The organism is Leeuwenhoekiella blandensis MED217 (assembly GCF_000152985.1).
In the GTDB taxonomy this organism is placed as follows: domain Bacteria; phylum Bacteroidota; class Bacteroidia; order Flavobacteriales; family Flavobacteriaceae; genus Leeuwenhoekiella; species Leeuwenhoekiella blandensis.
In genome coordinates, this window is record NZ_CH672395.1 from 112,977 (window position 1) to 132,345 (window position 19,369).

Consider the following 19,369-nt stretch of genomic DNA (forward strand, 5'->3'; position numbering starts at 1 on the left):
TATGTTAAGGCATTCTTTTTATAGGTTTTTTTCTAATCTAAATTCCGTAATTTTGCACACTTATTAGAAAACGCATATCATGAGCACAAAGTTCCCTGAATATAAAGGACTTGACCTGCCCAAAGTGGCTGAGGAAATTTTAGCCTATTGGAAGGAAAACGACATATTTGAAAAAAGTATTTCTACGCGTGAAGGCAACGAACCTTACATCTTTTTTGAAGGTCCGCCATCTGCAAACGGAATGCCTGGTATTCACCATGTTATGGCACGTGCGATCAAGGATATTTTTTGCCGTTTTCAAACCCAGAAAGGAAAGCAGGTAAAACGTAAGGCCGGTTGGGATACCCACGGACTTCCTGTAGAGCTTGGTGTGGAGAAAGAATTGGGCATTACCAAAGAAGATATTGGTACTAAGATCAGCGTTTCAGAATACAACGAAGCCTGTAAAAATGCGGTAATGCGCTACACCGATGTGTGGAACAACCTTACCGAGCAGATGGGTTATTGGGTAGATATGGAAGATCCCTACATCACCTACAAGCCAAAATACATGGAAACCGTATGGTGGCTGCTTAAGAATATTTACAACCAAGGCCTTATTTACAAAGGCTACACGATACAACCCTATTCACCAAAAGCGGGTACCGGTTTAAGTTCGCACGAACTTAACCAACCCGGGACGTATCAAGATGTTACGGATACGACGGTAACCGCACAGTTTAAGGTGATAGAAGACGAGACCTATAAAGCTTCTCCTCTTGCAGCTTTTGATGGAACAAAATATTTGATGGCGTGGACGACCACTCCGTGGACGTTGCCTTCAAACACAGCCTTGACGGTTGGTAAGAAAATAGACTATGTTTTAGTAAAGACTTTCAACCAATATACGTTTGAACCTATTCAGGTGGTGATCGCGAAAGCTTTGGTTGGAAAACAATTCAGTAAGAAATTCTTTGCTGCAGAAAGTGAGGAGGATTTCGCAAAATTCAGTGAAGAAGATAAAAAGATTCCTTATCAAATCCTTTCTGAATTTAAAGGAAGCGAATTGCTAGAATTGCGATATGAGCCGGTGATCGATTATGTGCAGCCGCACGACAATCCACAGGATGCGTATCGCGTGATCGCGGGAGACTTCGTAACTACCGAAGACGGTACCGGTATCGTACACACCTCACCAACTTTTGGTGCAGATGATGCGATGGTGGCTAAACAAGCCGAGCCTCAAATTCCGCCGATGTTGGTGAAAGATGAGAATGGTAATTTGGTGCCGCTTGTAGACTTGCAAGGGCGTTTCCGTCCTGAACTGAAAGAGTTTGGCGGCAAGTATGTGAAAAACGAATATTACGACGACGGCGAAGCACCAGAGAAGAGTGTAGATGTTGAGATCGCAATTAAACTCAAAGAAGAAAATAAAGCCTTTAAAGTTGAAAAGTATGTGCACAGTTATCCAAACTGCTGGCGTACCGATAAGCCTATTTTATATTATCCGTTAGATTCCTGGTTCATCAAAGTAACTGATGTGCGTGATCGTATGCACGAGTTGAATCTGGGCATAAACTGGAAACCAAAAGCAACCGGTGAAGGCCGTTTTGGAAACTGGCTGGCCAATGCTAACGATTGGAATTTATCGCGCTCGCGTTATTGGGGAATTCCATTGCCAATCTGGAGAACTGAGGATGGAAAAGAGGAAATCATTATTGGTTCGGTTTCCGAACTAAAAGAAAAAATTGCTAAAGCTGTAAAAGCCGGTGTGATGGACAGCGATCCATTTGCAGATTTTGTTCCGGGTGATATGAGCGAAGCAAATTATGATTTGATAGACCTGCATAAAAATGTGGTTGATGAGATCAAACTGGTTTCGCCAAGCGGAAAAGCTATGCGTCGTGAAGCAGATTTGATTGACGTATGGTTTGATAGCGGAAGTATGCCGTATGCGCAATGGCACTACCCTTTTGAGAATAAAGAAATGGTTGAAGAAACCTGGCGTAAAGCCGACTTTATCGCAGAAGGTGTTGACCAAACGCGTGGTTGGTTCTATACACTTCACGCCATCGCAACGATGACTTTTGACGACGTTGCGTATAAAAATGTAGTTTCAAACGGACTCGTTTTAGACAAGAACGGTCAGAAGATGTCTAAGCGTTTGGGTAATGCGGTAGATCCGTTTACGACGCTCAACACTTTTGGTCCTGATGCAACGCGCTGGTATATGATCAGTAACGCGAATCCTTGGGATAACCTTAAGTTTGATCTGGACGGAATTACAGAGATTCAGCGTAAGTTCTTCGGAACCTTGTATAACACCTATTCGTTCTTTTCGTTGTACGCGAATCTGGATAATTTCACTTATGCCGAAGCTGATATTGAATGGAAAGATAGACCGGAAATCGACCGTTGGATTCTTTCAGAATTACACACGTTGATCGCGCAGGTAGAGAAATTCTATTCAGAATACGAGCCTACTAAAGCTACACGTGCAATTTCAGACTTTGTACAAGAAAATCTAAGTAACTGGTTTGTACGTTTAAGCCGCCGCCGTTATTGGAAAGGCGAGTATGCACACGATAAGATTTCAGCCTATCAAACGCTTTATCAATGTCTGGTAACCGTTGCAAAATTAGGAGCGCCGGTAGCTCCATTCTTTATGGATCGTTTGTATAAAGATCTGAATGGATTAACCAACAAGGAAGCTGCAGAAAGTGTACACCTCTCAGATTTCCCTGAAAGCAATACCGCGTTTATAGACACGAGCTTAGAGCATAAAATGCAAAAGGCACAAACGATCTCATCGTTAACCCTTTCGCTTCGCGCTAAAGAAAAAATCAAAGTGCGTCAGCCTTTGCAGCGCATTATGATTCCGGTGCTTGATGAAGCACAACGCGAAGAAATTATGGCTGTGCAAGACCTGATCAAGTCAGAAGTAAATGTGAAAGCGATCGAGCTGATCGATGATGCTTCGGGTATTTTGGTAAAAAATATCAAGCCTAACTTTAAGGTTTTAGGTCCGCGTTTTGGTCGAGATATGAAAGTGGTAGCTAATGCAATTAATGCGATGACCGCCAAGGATATCTCAACAATTGAAAATGAGGGGGAAATCACTGTGGACATTAATGGAAAAAGTGTTACTTTGGCGCCCGAAGACGTAGAAATCACTTCACAAGATATTGAGGGGTGGTTAGTTGCAAGCAGTGGATCACTTACAGTGGCACTCGATGTTACTTTGACAGACGAATTGAAGAACGAAGGTATCGCAAGAGAATTGGTGAACAGAATTCAGAATTTGAGAAAAGATTCAGGATTTGAGGTGACCGATAAAATTGAAGTACAATTACAACGTGACGGTAAGGTCGAGCAAGCCGTTAACGACAACTTAGAATACATTAAAATGGAAACGCTCACCGCAAAACTCGACGTTGCAGAGCAAGTTACTAACGGTATAGCTATAGCATTTGACGATGTAGAAACAAAGCTGGCTATAAAAAAACAGTAAACAACACATGGCGACAGACACTAAAGAACGTTACAGTGATGCGGAATTAGAAGAATTTCGCGTGATCATTCAGCAGAAAATTGATAAGGCTCAGAACGACCTTGACCTTATTAAAAGTGCGTATATGAATGACGGTAACAATGGTACTGACGATACTTCTCCTACGTTTAAAGCCTTTGAAGAAGGAAGTGAGACTATGAGTAAAGAGGCAAATTCTGCACTCGCCATTCGTCAAGAAAAGTTTATACGTGACTTAAGAAATGCACTAAACCGTATTCAAAACAAAACTTATGGTATTTGCCGTGTAACCGGTAAACTTATCAATAAGGAGCGTTTAAAGTTAGTTCCTCATGCTACGTTGAGTATTGAAGCAAAGAACATGCAGAAATAAGACACGTCATTATTGTTTACAAAAACGCTTCAGGAATATTCTGGAGCGTTTTTTGTTTCTAGCAGCTTATGAAGTACTTAAAAACATTGAATTTGTTTGTGGTTTTGTTTTGCGCAATGAGCGCAGCATTTGCCCAAAAGCAAATGGTCTTGACAGAATCTGCAGGGCAACTCAAAGGCATTTTTATTGAGTCTGACCAGGTTTTTCAGATCTATGTGAAAACCACAAATTCTGACCAACTTGTCATCAGTACTGAAGTTGAAGGAGAAACCTTTGAAACGCTTGAGATCGATACTCGGCTTCAGAATGAATTGTTATATGTAACCACCGGAAGATCGGTAGGTTTTAAGGCGTTTGACGATAAATTGGCAGCACATAAAGTGCTTTCTGTGGTTTTGCATATTGAATTGCCCAAAAACAAGGAATTGTGGGTAAATTCCTCACTGGCTTCTGTTGAAGCGCAGGGAGCGTTCAGTTATGTAAACTTAAATCTTTCCGGCGGAAGGGTAGACCTTTTAGATTTTAGTGGAAACGGTGTGGTTAATACCCTTCGAGGTGCAATTGAAATTGAGACGCAAAATACAGAAGTGAAAGCTTCTAGCCGCAACGGAACGGTGGACGTAGCCTCAAGCCCAGTTCAGCTTTATGAACTTGTTTTAAAAACCGTTGATGGCGATATAAGCGTAAGCCAGTCTGAATAAATTAAGTATTTTTACCGCTCTTAAATACAGCACATGTCATTAAAAAAGGCCGTAGGCATTATCGTTCTTGTTTTGCTTGTAGATCAAATAAGCAAGATTTATATAAAAACCCATTTTCAGTTACAGGAGCAGGTTGTTGTTTTTGAATGGTTTAAAATTCTTTTTGTTGAGAATGAAGGAATGGCCTGGGGTGCTAAAATTCCCGGGAACTACGGTAAAATTATTCTTACGCTTTTTAGAATAGGGATTCTTCCGCTTATAGGGTATTGGTTATACGACAGTGTAAAAAAACACAGTTCGCGTATTCTTATCGTTGGGATCGCACTCATTTTTGCCGGTGCCTTTGGCAACATTATCGATTCTATTTTCTACGGAATTATATTCGACAGCAGTGCAGGCCAGCTTGCAACGTTTATGCCTGAGGATGGCGGTTACAGCAGCATCTTTTACGGTCGTGTGGTAGATATGCTCTATTTCCCGATTTGGGAAGGTTACTTACCCGAATGGTTACCTATTTGGGGCGGAGATTACTTTACGTTTTTTAATGCGGTTTTTAATATTGCAGATATGGCGATTAGTACCGGAGTAGGTTTATTGCTGGTATTTAACAAGCGTGCTTTTTCAAAAGACTTAGAATAATCTCGCTTAAAGGGTGATGGTAAATTTAGTTCCGTAGCCTGGCTTACTGGTTACTTCGATCTTTCCGCCTAGGGCTTCCACTTCATTTTTTACAATAAACAAGCCAACAGATTCACTATTGTTTGTGTTGTCTGAACTGCGTGTCATATGAAAAAGTTGATCCTTATTAGGGCCTAAGTCATAACCCTTGCCGTTATCTTCTACAATTAGCGAAAGTTTCTTTTTATTTTCAAGGCAGTAGGCTTTGATCTCGGGTTTGCGTGACCCACTTTTATTGAGGATCCCGTTTTTGATGAGCGTGTATAAAATGTTGTTCAAAAATTCCGGATTATACTCAATTACCGGGATTTCAGAAAAATCTGAATATAAATAAGCTTCTTCTTTCTCGATCAGCGGGCGCAGTTTGCTCTTTATGCGTTCAAAAGCTTCTTCTAAATTCACCTTTTTAAGCGGTTCTGAAGCTCTGTTTTGTATAGAAACCACTTCATTTAAACGTGCAACGGTACCGTTAAGACTTTCTGCAATTTCTTTATAATTATTAAAAAGCTCTTTTTGATCTTGTGGAAGCTTGGTAACATCAACCAACTGACTGGTAAGCTCCAGGTTGTTAACGTGCGATTTGATGTTGTGCGACACATAATCTGCAAAGGTAAACAGGCGTGAGTTGTTGGCTTCTACCGTTTCGATAGCTTTTTCCAGCATAAGTTCGCGTTCTTTCTCTTTGTCAACATTCACAACAACACCTTTAAGACCAATAACTTTTCCTTTTGCGTCAAGCGCGGGTCTTGATATGGCGTGTGCCCAAAAGGATTTGTTAGTATAGGTCATCATTTTAATCACCTTGTCAAACACCGGAGTTCCGTTAGAAAGATCGTTAAAACTTTTGATCACGTCGTCATGATAGTCCATATCAAAAAAATGCAGCGCGTGCTTCAAAGAAGGTTTATAGGTGTCTGGAGCTTCAAGAATGCTACGCATTTGCTTATCTATAAAACTCTTTTTGTTTACAAAGTCGATGCGCCAACTTCCGGCACCAACCATCGCAGCGATTTGCTCGTAAAAAAAGTTTTCCTCCTGGTCCTTAGGTTCTGGATTGGGCGTTTTATCAAAAAAGGAAAAAAATCTATTTTGAGCTTTTTTAGACATGGGTTAAATCGTGTTTGAAAAGGGGGTTGAATATAATGAAAAAAATCCTGTTGGTTTAAAACGTGTAGATTTTATCTGGTGTAATACAGTGGGTTAGGGCAATGTCATCAATGTTAGTTGGGAGTTCTTCTTCGGCTTCAAAAAACGAAAGACCGATCTTCAGACAAGATGGCTTACAGTTTTTTAAAAACCGATCATAAAAGCCTTTTCCGTAGCCTAATCGATTTCCTCTTTTGTCAAATGCTAAAAGCGGAATAAAAACAACATCTAATTGTTCAGGCTGCATTTGAATGCCGTTTTGCGGCTCAGGAATTCCCCAGGCATTGGTTTTGAGCAGCGTGCTGTCTGTAAGTAGATAATGCGTCATGGATGCAGACTTAAAATCGCTTTTTGAAAGCACAATGTTTTTGTCCTTTCCGCTTAAGATATTCAATATGTATTCGGTGTTGATTTCTTTCAGCTTTTCAATACTTAAGAAAAGATGATAAAATTCAAAATCCCAAATGTCGAGTTGAAGCAAGTTATTGGCGATGGCAAGGCTTTTGTCGTCACAGTTTTCCGCAGAAAGCGTCGCCCGCAAGTCTTTATATTTTGCTCGATAATCAGATTTATTCATCAGTCGACTAAAGCTGTTGAAATATGAAAAATTGCATCACCTTGATAGACAAGCGAAGCTTCATTGGTGTTGATGATATAGCCATCATTTGAGGCTTTTACCTTGTGTCTAAAGGTTCCGTAGGGATCTGTAATTGTCGCGATCACTTCGTTTTTTTCTACAAAATCTCCACAGGTGCTCTTTAAATGTAAGAGTCCGCTGTACTTCGCGCGCAGCCAGGTGCTGCTTTGAATTATGATGGAATCTTTGGTCTGCTCAGGTACTACAAAATCTTTATCAAGCATTTTAAGATGATCTAAAATGCGCATAACGCCATGAACGCCGGCACGAGCGATGTCTTTATCGCTTATTTGAGATTTTCCGCCTTCAAACAGCAAAACAGGAGTACCCATTTTTGCGCACGTAGAGCGGTAGGATTTTGTGATGTTCTTAGAATACACGATAAATGGAGCTCCAAAAATTTGAGCGTACGGCATCAGCTCTTTTTTGTCAGGATCTACGCGTATTTGAGCCACATTAAAGCGGCTTCCGCCACCGGTGTGAAAGTCTAAGCAGAAATCGGCCAAAGGCAAAATCTTGTTAGTAAACTGATAGGCAAATCTACTGGCTAGCGAGCCATTTTGCGTTCCCGGAAAAACCCGATTTAAATCCCTTCCGTCAGGAAAAGCGCGTTCCATATTGAGGAAACCAAACACATTGATCACAGGAATACAGATAATAGTACCCCGAGCAGGCTTATTGATCTTTTTTGAAATCACCTGTCTTACGATCTCAACACCGTTGATCTCATCACCGTGAATCCCGGCAGTGATCAACACACAAGGACCGGGCTTTTTTGAACGTTGTATGATGATAGGCACTTCTACCGAAGTGGTGGTGTACAGTTTTGCTAAGTTGAAGTTTAAGGTGCGTTTTTGCCCGGGCGCGATTTTCTCACCCAAAATGTGCAGCACATTCTTGTCATCAAAACCAGTCATAACTATATTCCGCGTTCAATATATCGAATGATGCTTTTGGCGATATCTTTTCCTGTAGCCTTCTCGATACCTTCCAGTCCTGGGGAAGAATTTACTTCAAGAATAAGCGGCCCACGTGCACTTTGTAGCATATCTACACCGGCAACACCAAGCCCCATGGCTTTGGCAGCTTTAATCGCTGCATTTTCTTCTTCGTCAGACAAGGTGATCACTTCTGCCGTACCGCCACGGTGTAAGTTAGAACGGAATTCTCCTTCCTTACCTTGACGCTTCATCGCGCCTACAACCTGACCGTCAATCACAAAAGCTCTGATGTCTGCACCTTTAGCTTCTTTAATAAACTCTTGAACGATAACACGAGCTTGCAAGCCATTAAAAGCTTCAATAACCGACTCTGCTGCATTTTTAGTTTCTGCTAAAACCACACCCAGACCCTGAGTTCCCTCAAGCAATTTGATGATTAATGGAGCGCCGCCTACGTGATCGATGATCTCTTCAACATCACGGCTGTAGTTTGTAAATACGGTTTTAGGGAGACCCAATCGCGCACGTGAAAGTATTTGTAAACTGCGCAATTTATCGCGACTGCGCACCAGTGCTTGAGATTCGGTTGTGGTAAAACAGCCCATCATCTCAAACTGACGTACCACAGCAGTACCATAATAGGTGATCGAAGCGCCAATGCGTGGGATTATCGCTTCGGTATCAGAAAGGTATCTGCCTTTATAGTAAACCGAAGGTTTTTTCTTTTCTATAATTAAGTCGCATTTAAGCGGATCTATAACTTCTACGTTATGCTTGCGCTTTTTTGCAGCTTCAATAAGGCGTGCTGTAGAGTAAAGATTAGAGTTTCTAGATAATATCTTTAGATTCATAAGGCTTTTTGAGCGTGAGACACATCGGTCAATTCGGTGTCAACAATAAATTTTTTGGTGAGAAATTTACGACCGATCAACACCGGGAACCGCATATCTTCACGAGAACTTAGGGTAAGCGAAATTTTATATACTTTTTGAAATAAGCGAATATTACTTTGTACCACATAACGGTATTGAATCTCTCCATTACTGCTTTTAACAGCGGTAATATCATACGACTCAAATCTCATTTCTTTTCCATTATATTCCGGATGCTTGGGATCTAGAAAAGTACAAAGCAACACATTTTCTTCTTCACGTATATGGTTGCAATGAATAGACGAGGTGTAGGCGCCGGTGTCGATCTTAATATCGATATCTGCTATGCCCAGTGCAGGAAAGTCTGCGCGGTCTGTACGGCCTATTACTACTTTTTCCATATTCTGCAATTTACTAAAAGCATATTTCTTTTTTTGCAGTACCTTATTTAAAACTAGGTTAAACAATTTATCATTCAGTAATAAAGAGCTACAATTGGTCTGTAAATATACTATGTTCTTGGCAGCGCCAAAGGGTTTAATATGCTGAGGCCTAACCTGAAATAAAAATTTGTTCTTTACTGAAGCCTTAATCGCTTGATTTGAGATGATTGCCTAAGGCTTTACTTAGGTTCTGTAAAGGCAGGTTAATAAATTTTTTTAGCGCGGGATAAGCCGTAAATTTGGTTGGTATGGAAACCCCTGATTTAGAAATACAGCTTAAAACCTTGCCCAGCAGCCCCGGCGTTTATCAATATTATGATAAAAAGGGAAAACTGCTCTATGTAGGTAAAGCAAAGAATTTGAAGAAGCGTGTTTCTTCTTATTTCAATAAAAAGCACGACAACGCCCGCACACATATGCTGGTCAAGAAGATCGTTACCATAAAGCATATTGTGGTCAACAGTGAGACTGATGCACTCTTGCTGGAAAATAATATGATAAAAAATTATCAGCCTAAGTATAATGTGATGCTTAAGGATGATAAAAGTTATCCTTGGATTTGTATCAAAAATGAACGTTTTCCTAGGGTTTTTCCCACACGCCGACTTATAAAAGACGGTAGTGAGTACTACGGGCCTTACACGAGTATGAAAACGGTGCACACCTTACTCGATTTGATCAAAGGCCTTTACCCGTTGCGCACCTGCAATTACGATTTATCTAAAGAAAAGATAGAATCTGGCAAGTACAAGGTGTGTTTAGAGTATCATTTGGGCAATTGTCTGGGACCTTGCGAGGATAAAATTTCAGCAAAAACCTATCACGACAATATAGATGCGATTCGGGATATTGTAAAGGGAAATTTTAAAGATTCTTTGCATCGCTTCAGATCACAAATGAAAGCGCACGCCGAAGCGATGGAGTTTGAAGATGCGCAGCGTATCAAAGAAAAGATCGAGGTGCTTGAAGGCTACCAAGCCAAAAGTACGGTGGTGAATCCGTCGATCAATAATGTAGATGTATTTAGTATCGTTTCTGATGAGGGCTATGGCTATGTCAACTTTTTACAGCTATCGCACGGGGCGATCATTAGATCACATACGCTAGAACTGAAAAAGAAATTAGACGAGTCTGATGCAGAACTTTTGGCTATAGGAATCATCGAGATCAGGCAGCGCTTTAACTCGCAGTCTTCAGAAATTTATGTGCCTTTTGATCTTGATTTGGGAGATGGAATACGGGTAACGGTGCCTAAGCTTGGAGACAAAAAACGCATTGTAGAACTCTCTGAGCGTAACGCAAAGTACTTCAGAATGGAGCGTTTTAAACAGACAAAAATCGTAGATCCTGACCGCCACGTCAACCGCCTTATGGCACAGATGAAGTCAGATTTGCGCCTTTCGGTTGAGCCGCGGCATATCGAATGTTTTGACAACTCTAATATTCAAGGGACAAATCCCGTTGCGGCCTGTGTGGTCTTCAAAGACGGAAAACCCAGCAAAAAAGATTATCGTAAATTTAATATCAAGACTGTAACAGGCCCTGATGATTTTGCGTCTATGGAAGAGGTGGTTTTTAGAAGATACCGAAGATTATTGAATGAAGATGAACCTCTGCCACAATTGATCATCGTTGATGGTGGTAAAGGGCAATTGTCGTCTGGAGTAAAAGCTTTAGAAGCCCTAGGCTTACGCGGAAAGATCGCGATCATCGGGATTGCAAAGCGTCTCGAAGAATTGTTTTATCCGGGAGATTCAATACCGCTGTATCTTGATAAGAAAAGTGAAACCTTAAAAGTAATACAGCAATTGCGTAATGAAGCGCACCGCTTTGGGATCACATTTCATAGAAATCAACGCAGTAAAGCGGCAATAAATACCGAACTTGAGACTATTCCCGGAATAGGAGAAAAAACGGTTATTGAATTGTTGCGACATTTTAGATCGGTGAGTAAGGTAAAAAAAGCTTCAGCAGCGGCTTTAAGCGAAGTCATCGGGCCGGCAAAGGCAAAAATTATAATCAATCATTATCAGCAATCTGCAAATGAAAATTAACTACAGTCTTCTACTCATTTTTCTGTTGCATTGGGCGGTTCAAGCTCAAGACAGCACGGCTGTAGATTTTTCAAAGATTCCGCAAGGCGAAAATTTAAAAGTAGGTCTTGTGCTTAGTGGAGGCGGAGCAAAGGGTCTGGCGCATATAGGCGTGCTTAAAGAAATTGAAGCCGCCGGAATCAAAATAGATTACATAGGCGGCACCAGTATGGGAGCTATTATTGGAGGCTTGTATGCCGCCGGTTACAACGCGCACCAATTAGATTCGATCTTTGAATCTGTAGATTTTGAAAAGCTTATTCAAGACGATTTGCCGCGTAGTGCACAATCTTTTCACGAGCGTGCAGATCGTGAGCGTTATGCGATCGCGCTTCCTTTTGAAAAATTCAAGATCTCTTTTCCTTCAGCATTATCAAAAGGTCAAAACATCTATAATCTGTTTACACAACTTACGCATCACGTTCAGGAAACCGATGATTTCACAAAATTGTCTATTCCGTTTTTTTGTGTCGCAACAGATGCAGAGAAAGGACAGGCGATTGTATTAGATAAAGGCTGCTTGCCCGAAGCAATAACCGCTAGTGGTGCGCTGCCATCACTGTTCAGTCCTGTTGTTTTAGATGATAAAATTCTCATTGATGGGGGTGTGGTTAATAATTACCCGGTTGAAGAACTGAGAAAGCGAGGCGCTAATTTTATAATTGGTGTAGACGTTCAAGATGGGCTGCGCGATAAAGACGAGTTGAAGAGCGCTCCAGAAATGCTGCTTCAAATCAATAACTACCGCACGATCGAAGCGATGCGTGATAAGGTTGAACAAACAGATATTTACATCAAGCCTAACATCGACGGGTATACCGTGGTTGATTTTGACCGTGGGGCAGAAATCATTCAGGGCGGCCAGGATAAAGCCGAAGAATATGATTCAGCATTTAAAAAATTAGCCCATTTACAAGGTTCGGCGTATAAAAAACCAAATCTTAAACTGAAAACTCAAGATACGCTCCGCATTAAAAGTGTGGCGATCAATGGGAATAGATACTACACCCGCTCTTATATTTTAGGGAAATTGAAGATCAAGACTCCGGCAAAAATGACGTACACGCAGCTTTTTGACGGAATCAACAATCTGGCGGCGACTAACAACTTTCAGCGTATCAATCATCGTTTAGAACAGTACGATGATGGTCAAAGTCATCTAGTGCTCGATTTAACCGAAAGTGAGGCGACTACTTATTTGAAAGCCGGGATACATTATGATGATATTTATAAAAGTGCAGCGCTAATTAATGTTACCAAGAAGCGCTTGCTCTTTAAAAATGATATTGTCTCTTTTGATCTGGCGCTTGGGGATAACATTCGCTATAATTTTGATTATTATAGTGATAACGGTTTTTATATCGGGTTTGGGTTGCGTTCTCGCTACAATAGTTTTGACAGTCGCGTTGATGCGCGATTTGTTGAGGAGTTGAATAATCTCCCTTTAGAAAACTTCAATACTCTCGCAGTAGATTATACCGACTTTACCAATCAGGTGTATTTACAAACTTTATTTCAAAAGCAGTTTTCGCTTAGCTTAGGACTTGAGCATAAATTTTTAAAAATCGATACTGAAAGTATCCGGTTGGAGAATGATAATACGGGTAAGATCTATTTTGATAATAGTCATTATTACAGCACCTACGGTAGTTTGTTGTTAGATTCGTTTGACAATAAATACTTCCCGACTTCAGGTTGGTATTTTAACGGAGATTTTCATTTATATCTCTTTTCTTCAGACTACAACGACAATTTTGATGAGTTCTCTATTGGTAAAGCAGAGCTGAAATACGCCAAAACATTAGCGCCTAAACTCACTATGCTTTTAAGTGCCGAAGGAGGTTTTAGAATTGGTGCGACAGAAAGCACGACTTTAAACTTTGTTCTGGGCGGTTGGGGTAATGATTTTGTAAACAACATTATTCCGTTTTACGGCTACGATTTGATAAGTAGAACCGGAGACGGACTTGTAAAGTCTGAGATCACTTTTGATTATAATTTTTACCGAAAGAACCACTTAAACTTTGGTGGGAACTTTGCTAACTTGGGTCAGGATCTTTTCACTTCGGGAGATTGGTTAACTGCACCTGATTTTACAGGCTATTACGTAGGCTACGGTCTTGAGACTTTAGTTGGTCCCTTACAGACTAAGATTTCCTATTCTCCAGAAATTGATGAAGTGTTCTGGAACTTCAGTTTAGGATTGTGGTTTTAAGAAAATATTAGTCACATTGGCTGTTGGTTTTACGATATTTGTGAAAAACTATATCGTTTTCGAAGAATGATTAAAAAAAGATCATTTACTTAAACTAAAAAATTAAGAGCTATGCCTTTCTATCACAAGCTGGGTAAAATTCCACATAAACGACATACGCAATTTAGAAAGCCAGACGGAAGCTTGTATTATGAGCAGCTTTTTGGGACCATCGGTTTTGATGGGATGTACAGCAATATGTACCACGAGCAGCGACCTACTCAAGTTAAAGAAATCAAAGGGAGCAAAAATATTAAGCCAAAGGTTGCCAAAGCCAATCACATTCAATCGTATCGCTTCAGAGGTTTTGAGATCCAGCCCGAAGGTGATTATCTCGAGAGCCGCAAACCGGTTTTAACCAATAGCGATTGCACGATTATTTTGGCTGCGCCAAAGAACAAAACACAAGATTATTTTTATAAAAATAGCGATGCAGACGAGCTTATTTTTGTGCATCGCGGTAGTGGGAAATTCCGCAGTCATTTAGGGAATCTCGATTTTAAATATGGCGATTACCTCTTGATTCCTCGAGGAACTATATATAAATTAGATTTTGATACTGAAGACAACAGGCTCTTTATTGTTGAGTCAAGAAGGCCAATTTATACGCCTAAACGCTACCGAAACTGGTTTGGTCAATTGCTCGAGCATTCTCCTTTTTGCGAGCGGGATCTGCGCCGACCGTACGAATTGGAAACCAACAACGAGTCGGGTGAATTCTTAATGAAGATCAAAAAGCAAGATGAGCTTTTTGATATGGTGTATGCTTCGCATCCCTTTGATGTAGTTGGTTATGACGGGTACAATTATCCGTATGCGTTTTCGATTCACGATTTTGAGCCTATTACGGGCCGCATACATCAACCGCCACCGGTGCATCAGACTTTTGAGACCGATGCTTTTGTGGTGTGCAGTTTTTGTCCGCGTAAATACGACTATCATCCGCAGAGTATTCCGGCGCCCTACAATCATAGCAACATCGACAGCGATGAGGTGTTGTATTATGTTGACGGTGATTTTATGAGCCGAAACGATATTGAAGCAGGGCATATTTCGTTGCATCCGGCAGGCATTCCGCACGGGCCGCATCCGGGAGCCACAGAGCGCAGCATCGGCAAAACAGAGACCGAAGAACTTGCAGTTATGGTAGACACTTTTAAACCCTTACAGATCTGTGAAGATGCGATGCCTATTGCAGATGAAACCTATTACAAATCGTGGCTAGAGCATTAATTTTTAAATGAGTATTAGGAGCTATTTCCTGCTTTCCGCTGTATCTTTTTAATGCTTTCGCCTTTAGGCTCAACCATTAAAAAGGATGCCGCTGCAATCAGGGCTAAAACATAAAACAATGAGTAAAGAATTGAAATCAGTCGACTACGGACTGGAAAAAATATTTGACGGAGCGCAAGACTTTTTGCCGCTTTTAGGAACCGATTATGTAGAATTCTATGTGGGTAATGCCAAGCAGGCTGCTCATTTTTATAAAACCGCTTTTGGTTTTCAATCTGAAGCTTACAGCGGTCTCGAAACCGGAAAAAAAGATCGGGTAAGCTATGTGCTGCGCCAAGACAAAATACGCTTGGTGCTTACTTCTCCTTTAGGAAGTGCGTCACCTATAAATGAGCATATTGTAAAGCACGGCGATGGGGTAAAAGTAGTTGCGCTTTGGGTAGAAGATGCGCGCAGTGCCTTTGAAGAAACCACAAAACGTGGCGCAAAACCGTTTATGGAGCCAGAAGTAGAAAAAGATGAACACGGCGAAGTTGTACGTTCTGGGATTTATACCTATGGTGAGACCGTACATATGTTTGTTGAGCGTAAAAACTATAACGGACAGTTTCTGCCGGGCTATCGCAAATGGGAATCAGATTATAATCCGGAGCCTACCGGTTTGAAATATATTGACCATATGGTGGGCAATGTTGGTTGGGGCGAGATGAACACCTGGGTAAAATGGTATGAGGATGTGATGGGATTTGTAAACTTCCTGACCTTTGACGACAAGCAAATCACTACCGAATATTCAGCATTGATGAGTAAGGTGATGAGCAACGGTAACGGAAGAATAAAATTCCCGATCAATGAGCCGGCAGAAGGGATTAAAAAATCACAGATCGAGGAGTATCTCGATTTTTACGAAGGTCCGGGAGTGCAGCATTTGGCTGTTGCTACCGATGATATTGTAAAAACTGTGGCTGCTTTAAAAGCCCGTGGTGTAGAGTTTCTTCCACCACCTCCGCAAGCCTATTATGATGATATTCCGCGTCGTTTGGGGGCACATATGGACACAATGAAAGAAGATCTTAATAAACTTCAAGAACTTTCAATTCTGGTAGACGCAGATGAAGAAGGTTATTTGCTTCAGATTTTCACTAAGCCGCTTCAAGATCGTCCCACACTGTTTTTTGAGATCATTCAACGTATGGGCGCAAAAGGTTTTGGTGCCGGTAACTTTAAAGCACTTTTTGAATCTATTGAACGGGAGCAAGCACAGCGCGGTACGCTTTAACTTTTGGAGAATAAATAGTGTGAGGAGCATCAGGGCAATCCTGTCAGGCATCCCCAAAGCGATCGAGATAAATCCTTAGATGCTGCCAATAAAATTTCAAAATCCCTGTTTGTATTCAAGCAGGGATTTTTAGCTTTTGCTACTTTTGGAACAACTCTTGTAAAAGCATGATATACAACGTTTTTGTTGTGCTTTAAACTAATGTCGCTATGAAAAATAAATACTTGATATTGTTAATGCTTTTAATCGCAGGATCAGCTTTTGCGCAGGAAGCTGCTTTTAAAGATGGAGAGTGGTTTCGCTTTCGCATAAGCTACAGCGGCTGGTGGAAAGCCGGTGAAGCTACACTTTCTGTCAACAATGAGACGCTGAAGGGTAAGCCGGTTTACCATGTAAAAGGCAAGGGAGTGACCACGGGAATGACCAAGCTCTTTTTTGGAGTTGAAGATTATTACGAGACCTATATCGACAAGCAAACCACCTTGCCGTATCGGTTTATCAGGAAGATTGATGAAGGTGGGCATACAAAAGATAAGATCATTGATTTTGACCAGCAGGCTCGTGTCGCTACGGTTAATGATAAAAAGCATAATGAAATAAAAACCTTTCAGACAGAACCCAACATTCACGATATGGTTTCTAGCTTCTATTATTTAAGAAATGCAATAGATGCAAGCACCTTAAAAGAAGGAGACGAGACCGTGATCAACATGTTCTTTGATCAGGAAAATTTCAAGTTCAAGCTCAAGTTTTTAGGCCGCGAGGTGGTGAAGACCAAATTTGGTAAAGTAAAAGCACTTATTTTTAGACCGTATGTGCAAGCAGGACGTGTATTTAAAGAGAAAGAAAGTCTCACGGTTTGGATTAGCGACGACCAAAATAAAATACCTTTGCAAATCAAAGCAGATTTAGCGGTAGGCTCTTTAAAAGCAGATATTGACGCTTATAAAGGTTTAAAGCATCCATTCTATATTATACAAGATTAATGTCGTTTAAAAGCAATCCTGAAATCAATTTACAACTAGAAGCGCTTAAAGATAAATTTGATGCCATGGGACAAAACCTGGAGCATCAACTAGAAGGCTTTGCTCACAGTAAACCTATCAATTATTGGGATTATATTCAGGTTGATTCGCTGTTGAGTTTACAAAATCAGCGCACCTTACTTCCTGATGAGATGGTGTTTATTATGTATCACCAGATCAATGAGTTGCTGTTTAAAATGATCTTATGGGAGCTAGAACAAGTGGCTTATGAGCAAGAGCTCACCACAGCATTCTTTTCAGAAAAACTAAACCGCATCAGCAGATATTTTGATATGCTCACCTCTTCGTTCAACATCATGCGCGAAGGGATGAATATGGAGCAGTATCTCAAATTTAGAAGAACCTTGAGCCCGGCAAGTGGCTTTCAAAGCGCGCAATATCGCTATATCGAGTTTGCCTCTACAGAGCTCCCCAATCTTATCGATGCCCGCTTTCGCGAAAGCTTTACAGCTACCAAAGCATCAACGATCGATTATGACGAGGTTTTTGAACATCTATACTGGCAAGCTGCCGGCAAAGACTTCAAAACAGGAGAAAAAACCTATACGTTAAAAGCGTTCGAATTAAAATATAAGGAGGACTTCATTCGTTTTCTAAAACAATACAAAACCCTAAATTTGTGGACCAGATTTAAATCCTTACCACTTTCTGATCAAAAGGATGCAACATTGCTTGAAGCGATGCGTCACTACGATTATACGGTAAATATTAAATGGGTTCTGTCGCATTACCGCACGGCTTTGCATTATTTAAATCAAGGTGAAGAACCCTTAGAAGCCACAGGAGGAAGTGATTGGGTGAAATATATGCACCCCAAATATCAGAAACGCATTTTCTTTCCAGAGCTATGGTCTGAAAAAGAGCGTGCCGAATGGGGACAAAATGAATAAACAGAAATCATAAATTTTCAACATACCCTAAATTGAAAAAACTAAGTATCGTACTCGTTGCCTTGCTCACATTGATGAGTTGTGCAGATGATGAAACTAAAGAAAAGGAACCGGTTAAAGAGAAGGTAGTAAAGCCAGTGAATAAACGCTTTGGCTATGTGCTTGATGATTATGAGGTAGTTTCAGACACGGTTCAATCTGGAGATAGTTTTGGTCAGATCCTTTTTGAAAATGGGATTGATTACGGGACGATTCAACAAATAACAGATTCGGTTAAAAATACGTTTGATACCCGTAAAATTGTCGTGGGTAAACCTTATACACTTTTAAAAAGTAAAGATTCTACAAACCAAGCTCAGGTCTTTATTTATGAGCAAAACAAGATCGATTATGTGGTGCTCGATTTTGCAGATGAGGTGGTAAAAGCAGCAGCAAAAAAACGTCCTGTAACGATTAAAGAACGTGTAGCACACGGTGTGATCAACGATAACTTATCTACCACTTTTGATGATTTGGGTGTTAATATTCTGGTAGCCTACGGGATGGCAGATATTTATGCCTGGACCATTGATTTCTTTAGGCTGCAACCCGGAGATAAATTTAAAGTGGTTTATACTGAAAAGTATATTAATGACACGATTCCGGCAGGTTTTGGAGAGATCAAAGCAAGTTGGTTTGAACATAAGGGAAAACCTATTTATGCCTTTGCTTTTCAAAACGATTCGATAAGCGGTGGGCAGCGTGATTATTACGATCAGGATGCAGATAACTTGCGTCGTGCTTTTTTAAAGAGTCCGTTAAAGTTTGGTCGTATTTCTTCTCGTTATAATTTAAGACGTCGTATTGCCTATTACGGTAACCGAATCCGCCCTCATAAAGGAACCGATTTTGCCGCGCCTGTAGGAACACCAATTATGGCTACTTCAGACGGTACCATAATCGCATCAGAATATAGAGGAGGTAATGGTAATTATGTTAAGATCAGGCATAACGGAACCTACGATACGCAATACCTGCATATGAGTAAACGAGCAGTAAGTAGAGGTGACTTTGTAAGACAAGGAGATGTGATAGGTTATATTGGGATGACGGGTAATACCAGTGGTCCGCACGTATGCTATCGCTTTTGGAAAAACGGGAAACAAGTAGATCCGTTTGCTATAGACTTGCCTACATCAGCACCTTTAGAAGAGCAATATCAGCCACAATATTTTGAATACATTGCGCCTATTAAAGCGCAATTAGATGCAATAACCTTCCAAAAATCAACATAAA

16 protein-coding genes are annotated in these 19,369 nt (G+C 40.7%); 11 read left to right on the forward strand and 5 right to left on the reverse strand.

The window, feature by feature from the left end; all coding sequences use genetic code 11:
- The first annotated feature begins 79 nt into the window (after positions 1 to 79).
- The 4 genes from ileS to MED217_RS00510 all read left to right on the forward strand — a co-directional run bounded on the left by ileS (position 80) and on the right by MED217_RS00510 (position 5,221).
- Complete coding sequence (gene ileS, locus MED217_RS00495) at positions 80 to 3,490, forward strand: isoleucine--tRNA ligase (RefSeq protein WP_009778496.1); 3,411 nt, start codon at positions 80 to 82, stop codon at positions 3,488 to 3,490.
- Positions 3,491 to 3,497: 7 nt separating this feature from the next.
- Positions 3,498 to 3,881 carry a TraR/DksA family transcriptional regulator gene (locus MED217_RS00500; protein WP_009778497.1) on the forward strand — a complete coding sequence of 128 codons (384 nt, stop codon included), beginning with the start codon at positions 3,498 to 3,500 and terminating at the stop codon, positions 3,879 to 3,881.
- Between the two features lie 68 nt (positions 3,882 to 3,949).
- Positions 3,950 to 4,582, forward strand: a complete 633-nt coding sequence (locus MED217_RS00505; protein WP_009778498.1) for a DUF4097 family beta strand repeat-containing protein — start codon at positions 3,950 to 3,952, stop codon at positions 4,580 to 4,582.
- A 33-nt stretch (positions 4,583 to 4,615) separates the two neighbouring features.
- Complete coding sequence (locus MED217_RS00510; protein WP_009778499.1) at positions 4,616 to 5,221, forward strand: lipoprotein signal peptidase; 606 nt, start codon at positions 4,616 to 4,618, stop codon at positions 5,219 to 5,221.
- 6 nt (positions 5,222 to 5,227) lie between these two features.
- Here the strand turns inward: MED217_RS00510 and MED217_RS00515 are convergent, their stop codons facing one another.
- From MED217_RS00515 to MED217_RS00535, 5 genes are read right to left on the reverse strand one after another with little or no spacing between them, the layout of a single operon-like run.
- Positions 5,228 to 6,367, reverse strand: coding sequence for a sensor histidine kinase (locus tag MED217_RS00515; protein ID WP_009778500.1), 1,140 nt, complete (start codon positions 6,365 to 6,367; stop codon positions 5,228 to 5,230).
- 55 nt (positions 6,368 to 6,422) lie between these two features.
- On the reverse strand, positions 6,423 to 6,983 hold the full coding sequence (locus tag MED217_RS00520; RefSeq protein ID WP_009778501.1) for a 5-formyltetrahydrofolate cyclo-ligase: 561 nt from the start codon (positions 6,981 to 6,983) through the stop codon (positions 6,423 to 6,425).
- Positions 6,983 to 7,960: a succinylglutamate desuccinylase/aspartoacylase family protein gene (locus tag MED217_RS00525; RefSeq protein ID WP_009778502.1), complete on the reverse strand. Its 978-nt coding sequence runs from the start codon at positions 7,958 to 7,960 to the stop codon at positions 6,983 to 6,985. Before MED217_RS00525 ends, MED217_RS00520 begins: the two co-directional genes overlap by 1 nt.
- A gap of 2 nt (positions 7,961 to 7,962) precedes the next feature.
- Entirely contained in the window at positions 7,963 to 8,835 is an 873-nt protein-coding gene (gene rimK / locus MED217_RS00530; protein WP_009778503.1) for a 30S ribosomal protein S6--L-glutamate ligase, read from the reverse strand.
- Positions 8,832 to 9,257 carry an ATP-dependent zinc protease family protein gene (locus MED217_RS00535; RefSeq protein ID WP_009778504.1) on the reverse strand — a complete coding sequence of 142 codons (426 nt, stop codon included), beginning with the start codon at positions 9,255 to 9,257 and terminating at the stop codon, positions 8,832 to 8,834. Before MED217_RS00535 ends, rimK begins: the two co-directional genes overlap by 4 nt.
- Positions 9,258 to 9,547: 290 nt before the next feature.
- On the opposite strand from MED217_RS00535, the gene uvrC reads away from it, so the two are divergent.
- From uvrC to MED217_RS00570, 7 genes are all read left to right on the forward strand, one after another.
- A complete protein-coding gene (gene uvrC, locus MED217_RS00540) occupies positions 9,548 to 11,353 on the forward strand; it encodes an excinuclease ABC subunit UvrC (protein WP_009778505.1) in 1,806 nt (601 codons plus the stop codon).
- Entirely contained in the window at positions 11,343 to 13,607 is a 2,265-nt protein-coding gene (locus MED217_RS00545; RefSeq protein WP_009778506.1) for a patatin-like phospholipase family protein, read from the forward strand. Before uvrC ends, MED217_RS00545 begins: the two co-directional genes overlap by 11 nt.
- A 111-nt stretch (positions 13,608 to 13,718) precedes the next feature.
- The gene (locus tag MED217_RS00550) at positions 13,719 to 14,879 is read left to right on the forward strand and encodes a homogentisate 1,2-dioxygenase (protein ID WP_009778507.1); all 1,161 of its coding nucleotides are present in this window, start codon (positions 13,719 to 13,721) and stop codon (positions 14,877 to 14,879) included.
- A gap of 118 nt (positions 14,880 to 14,997) precedes the next feature.
- Entirely contained in the window at positions 14,998 to 16,158 is a 1,161-nt protein-coding gene (hppD, locus tag MED217_RS00555; protein WP_009778508.1) for a 4-hydroxyphenylpyruvate dioxygenase, read from the forward strand.
- A 209-nt stretch (positions 16,159 to 16,367) separates the two neighbouring features.
- Positions 16,368 to 17,144 carry a DUF3108 domain-containing protein gene (locus MED217_RS00560; RefSeq protein ID WP_009778509.1) on the forward strand — a complete coding sequence of 259 codons (777 nt, stop codon included), beginning with the start codon at positions 16,368 to 16,370 and terminating at the stop codon, positions 17,142 to 17,144.
- The gene (locus MED217_RS00565) at positions 17,144 to 18,094 is read left to right on the forward strand and encodes a tryptophan 2,3-dioxygenase family protein (RefSeq protein ID WP_009778510.1); all 951 of its coding nucleotides are present in this window, start codon (positions 17,144 to 17,146) and stop codon (positions 18,092 to 18,094) included. The genes MED217_RS00560 and MED217_RS00565 overlap by 1 nt, the downstream gene beginning before the upstream one ends.
- A 32-nt stretch (positions 18,095 to 18,126) precedes the next feature.
- Positions 18,127 to 19,368, forward strand: a complete 1,242-nt coding sequence (locus tag MED217_RS00570) for a M23 family metallopeptidase (RefSeq protein WP_040532457.1) — start codon at positions 18,127 to 18,129, stop codon at positions 19,366 to 19,368.
- Position 19,369 lies beyond the last annotated feature (1 nt).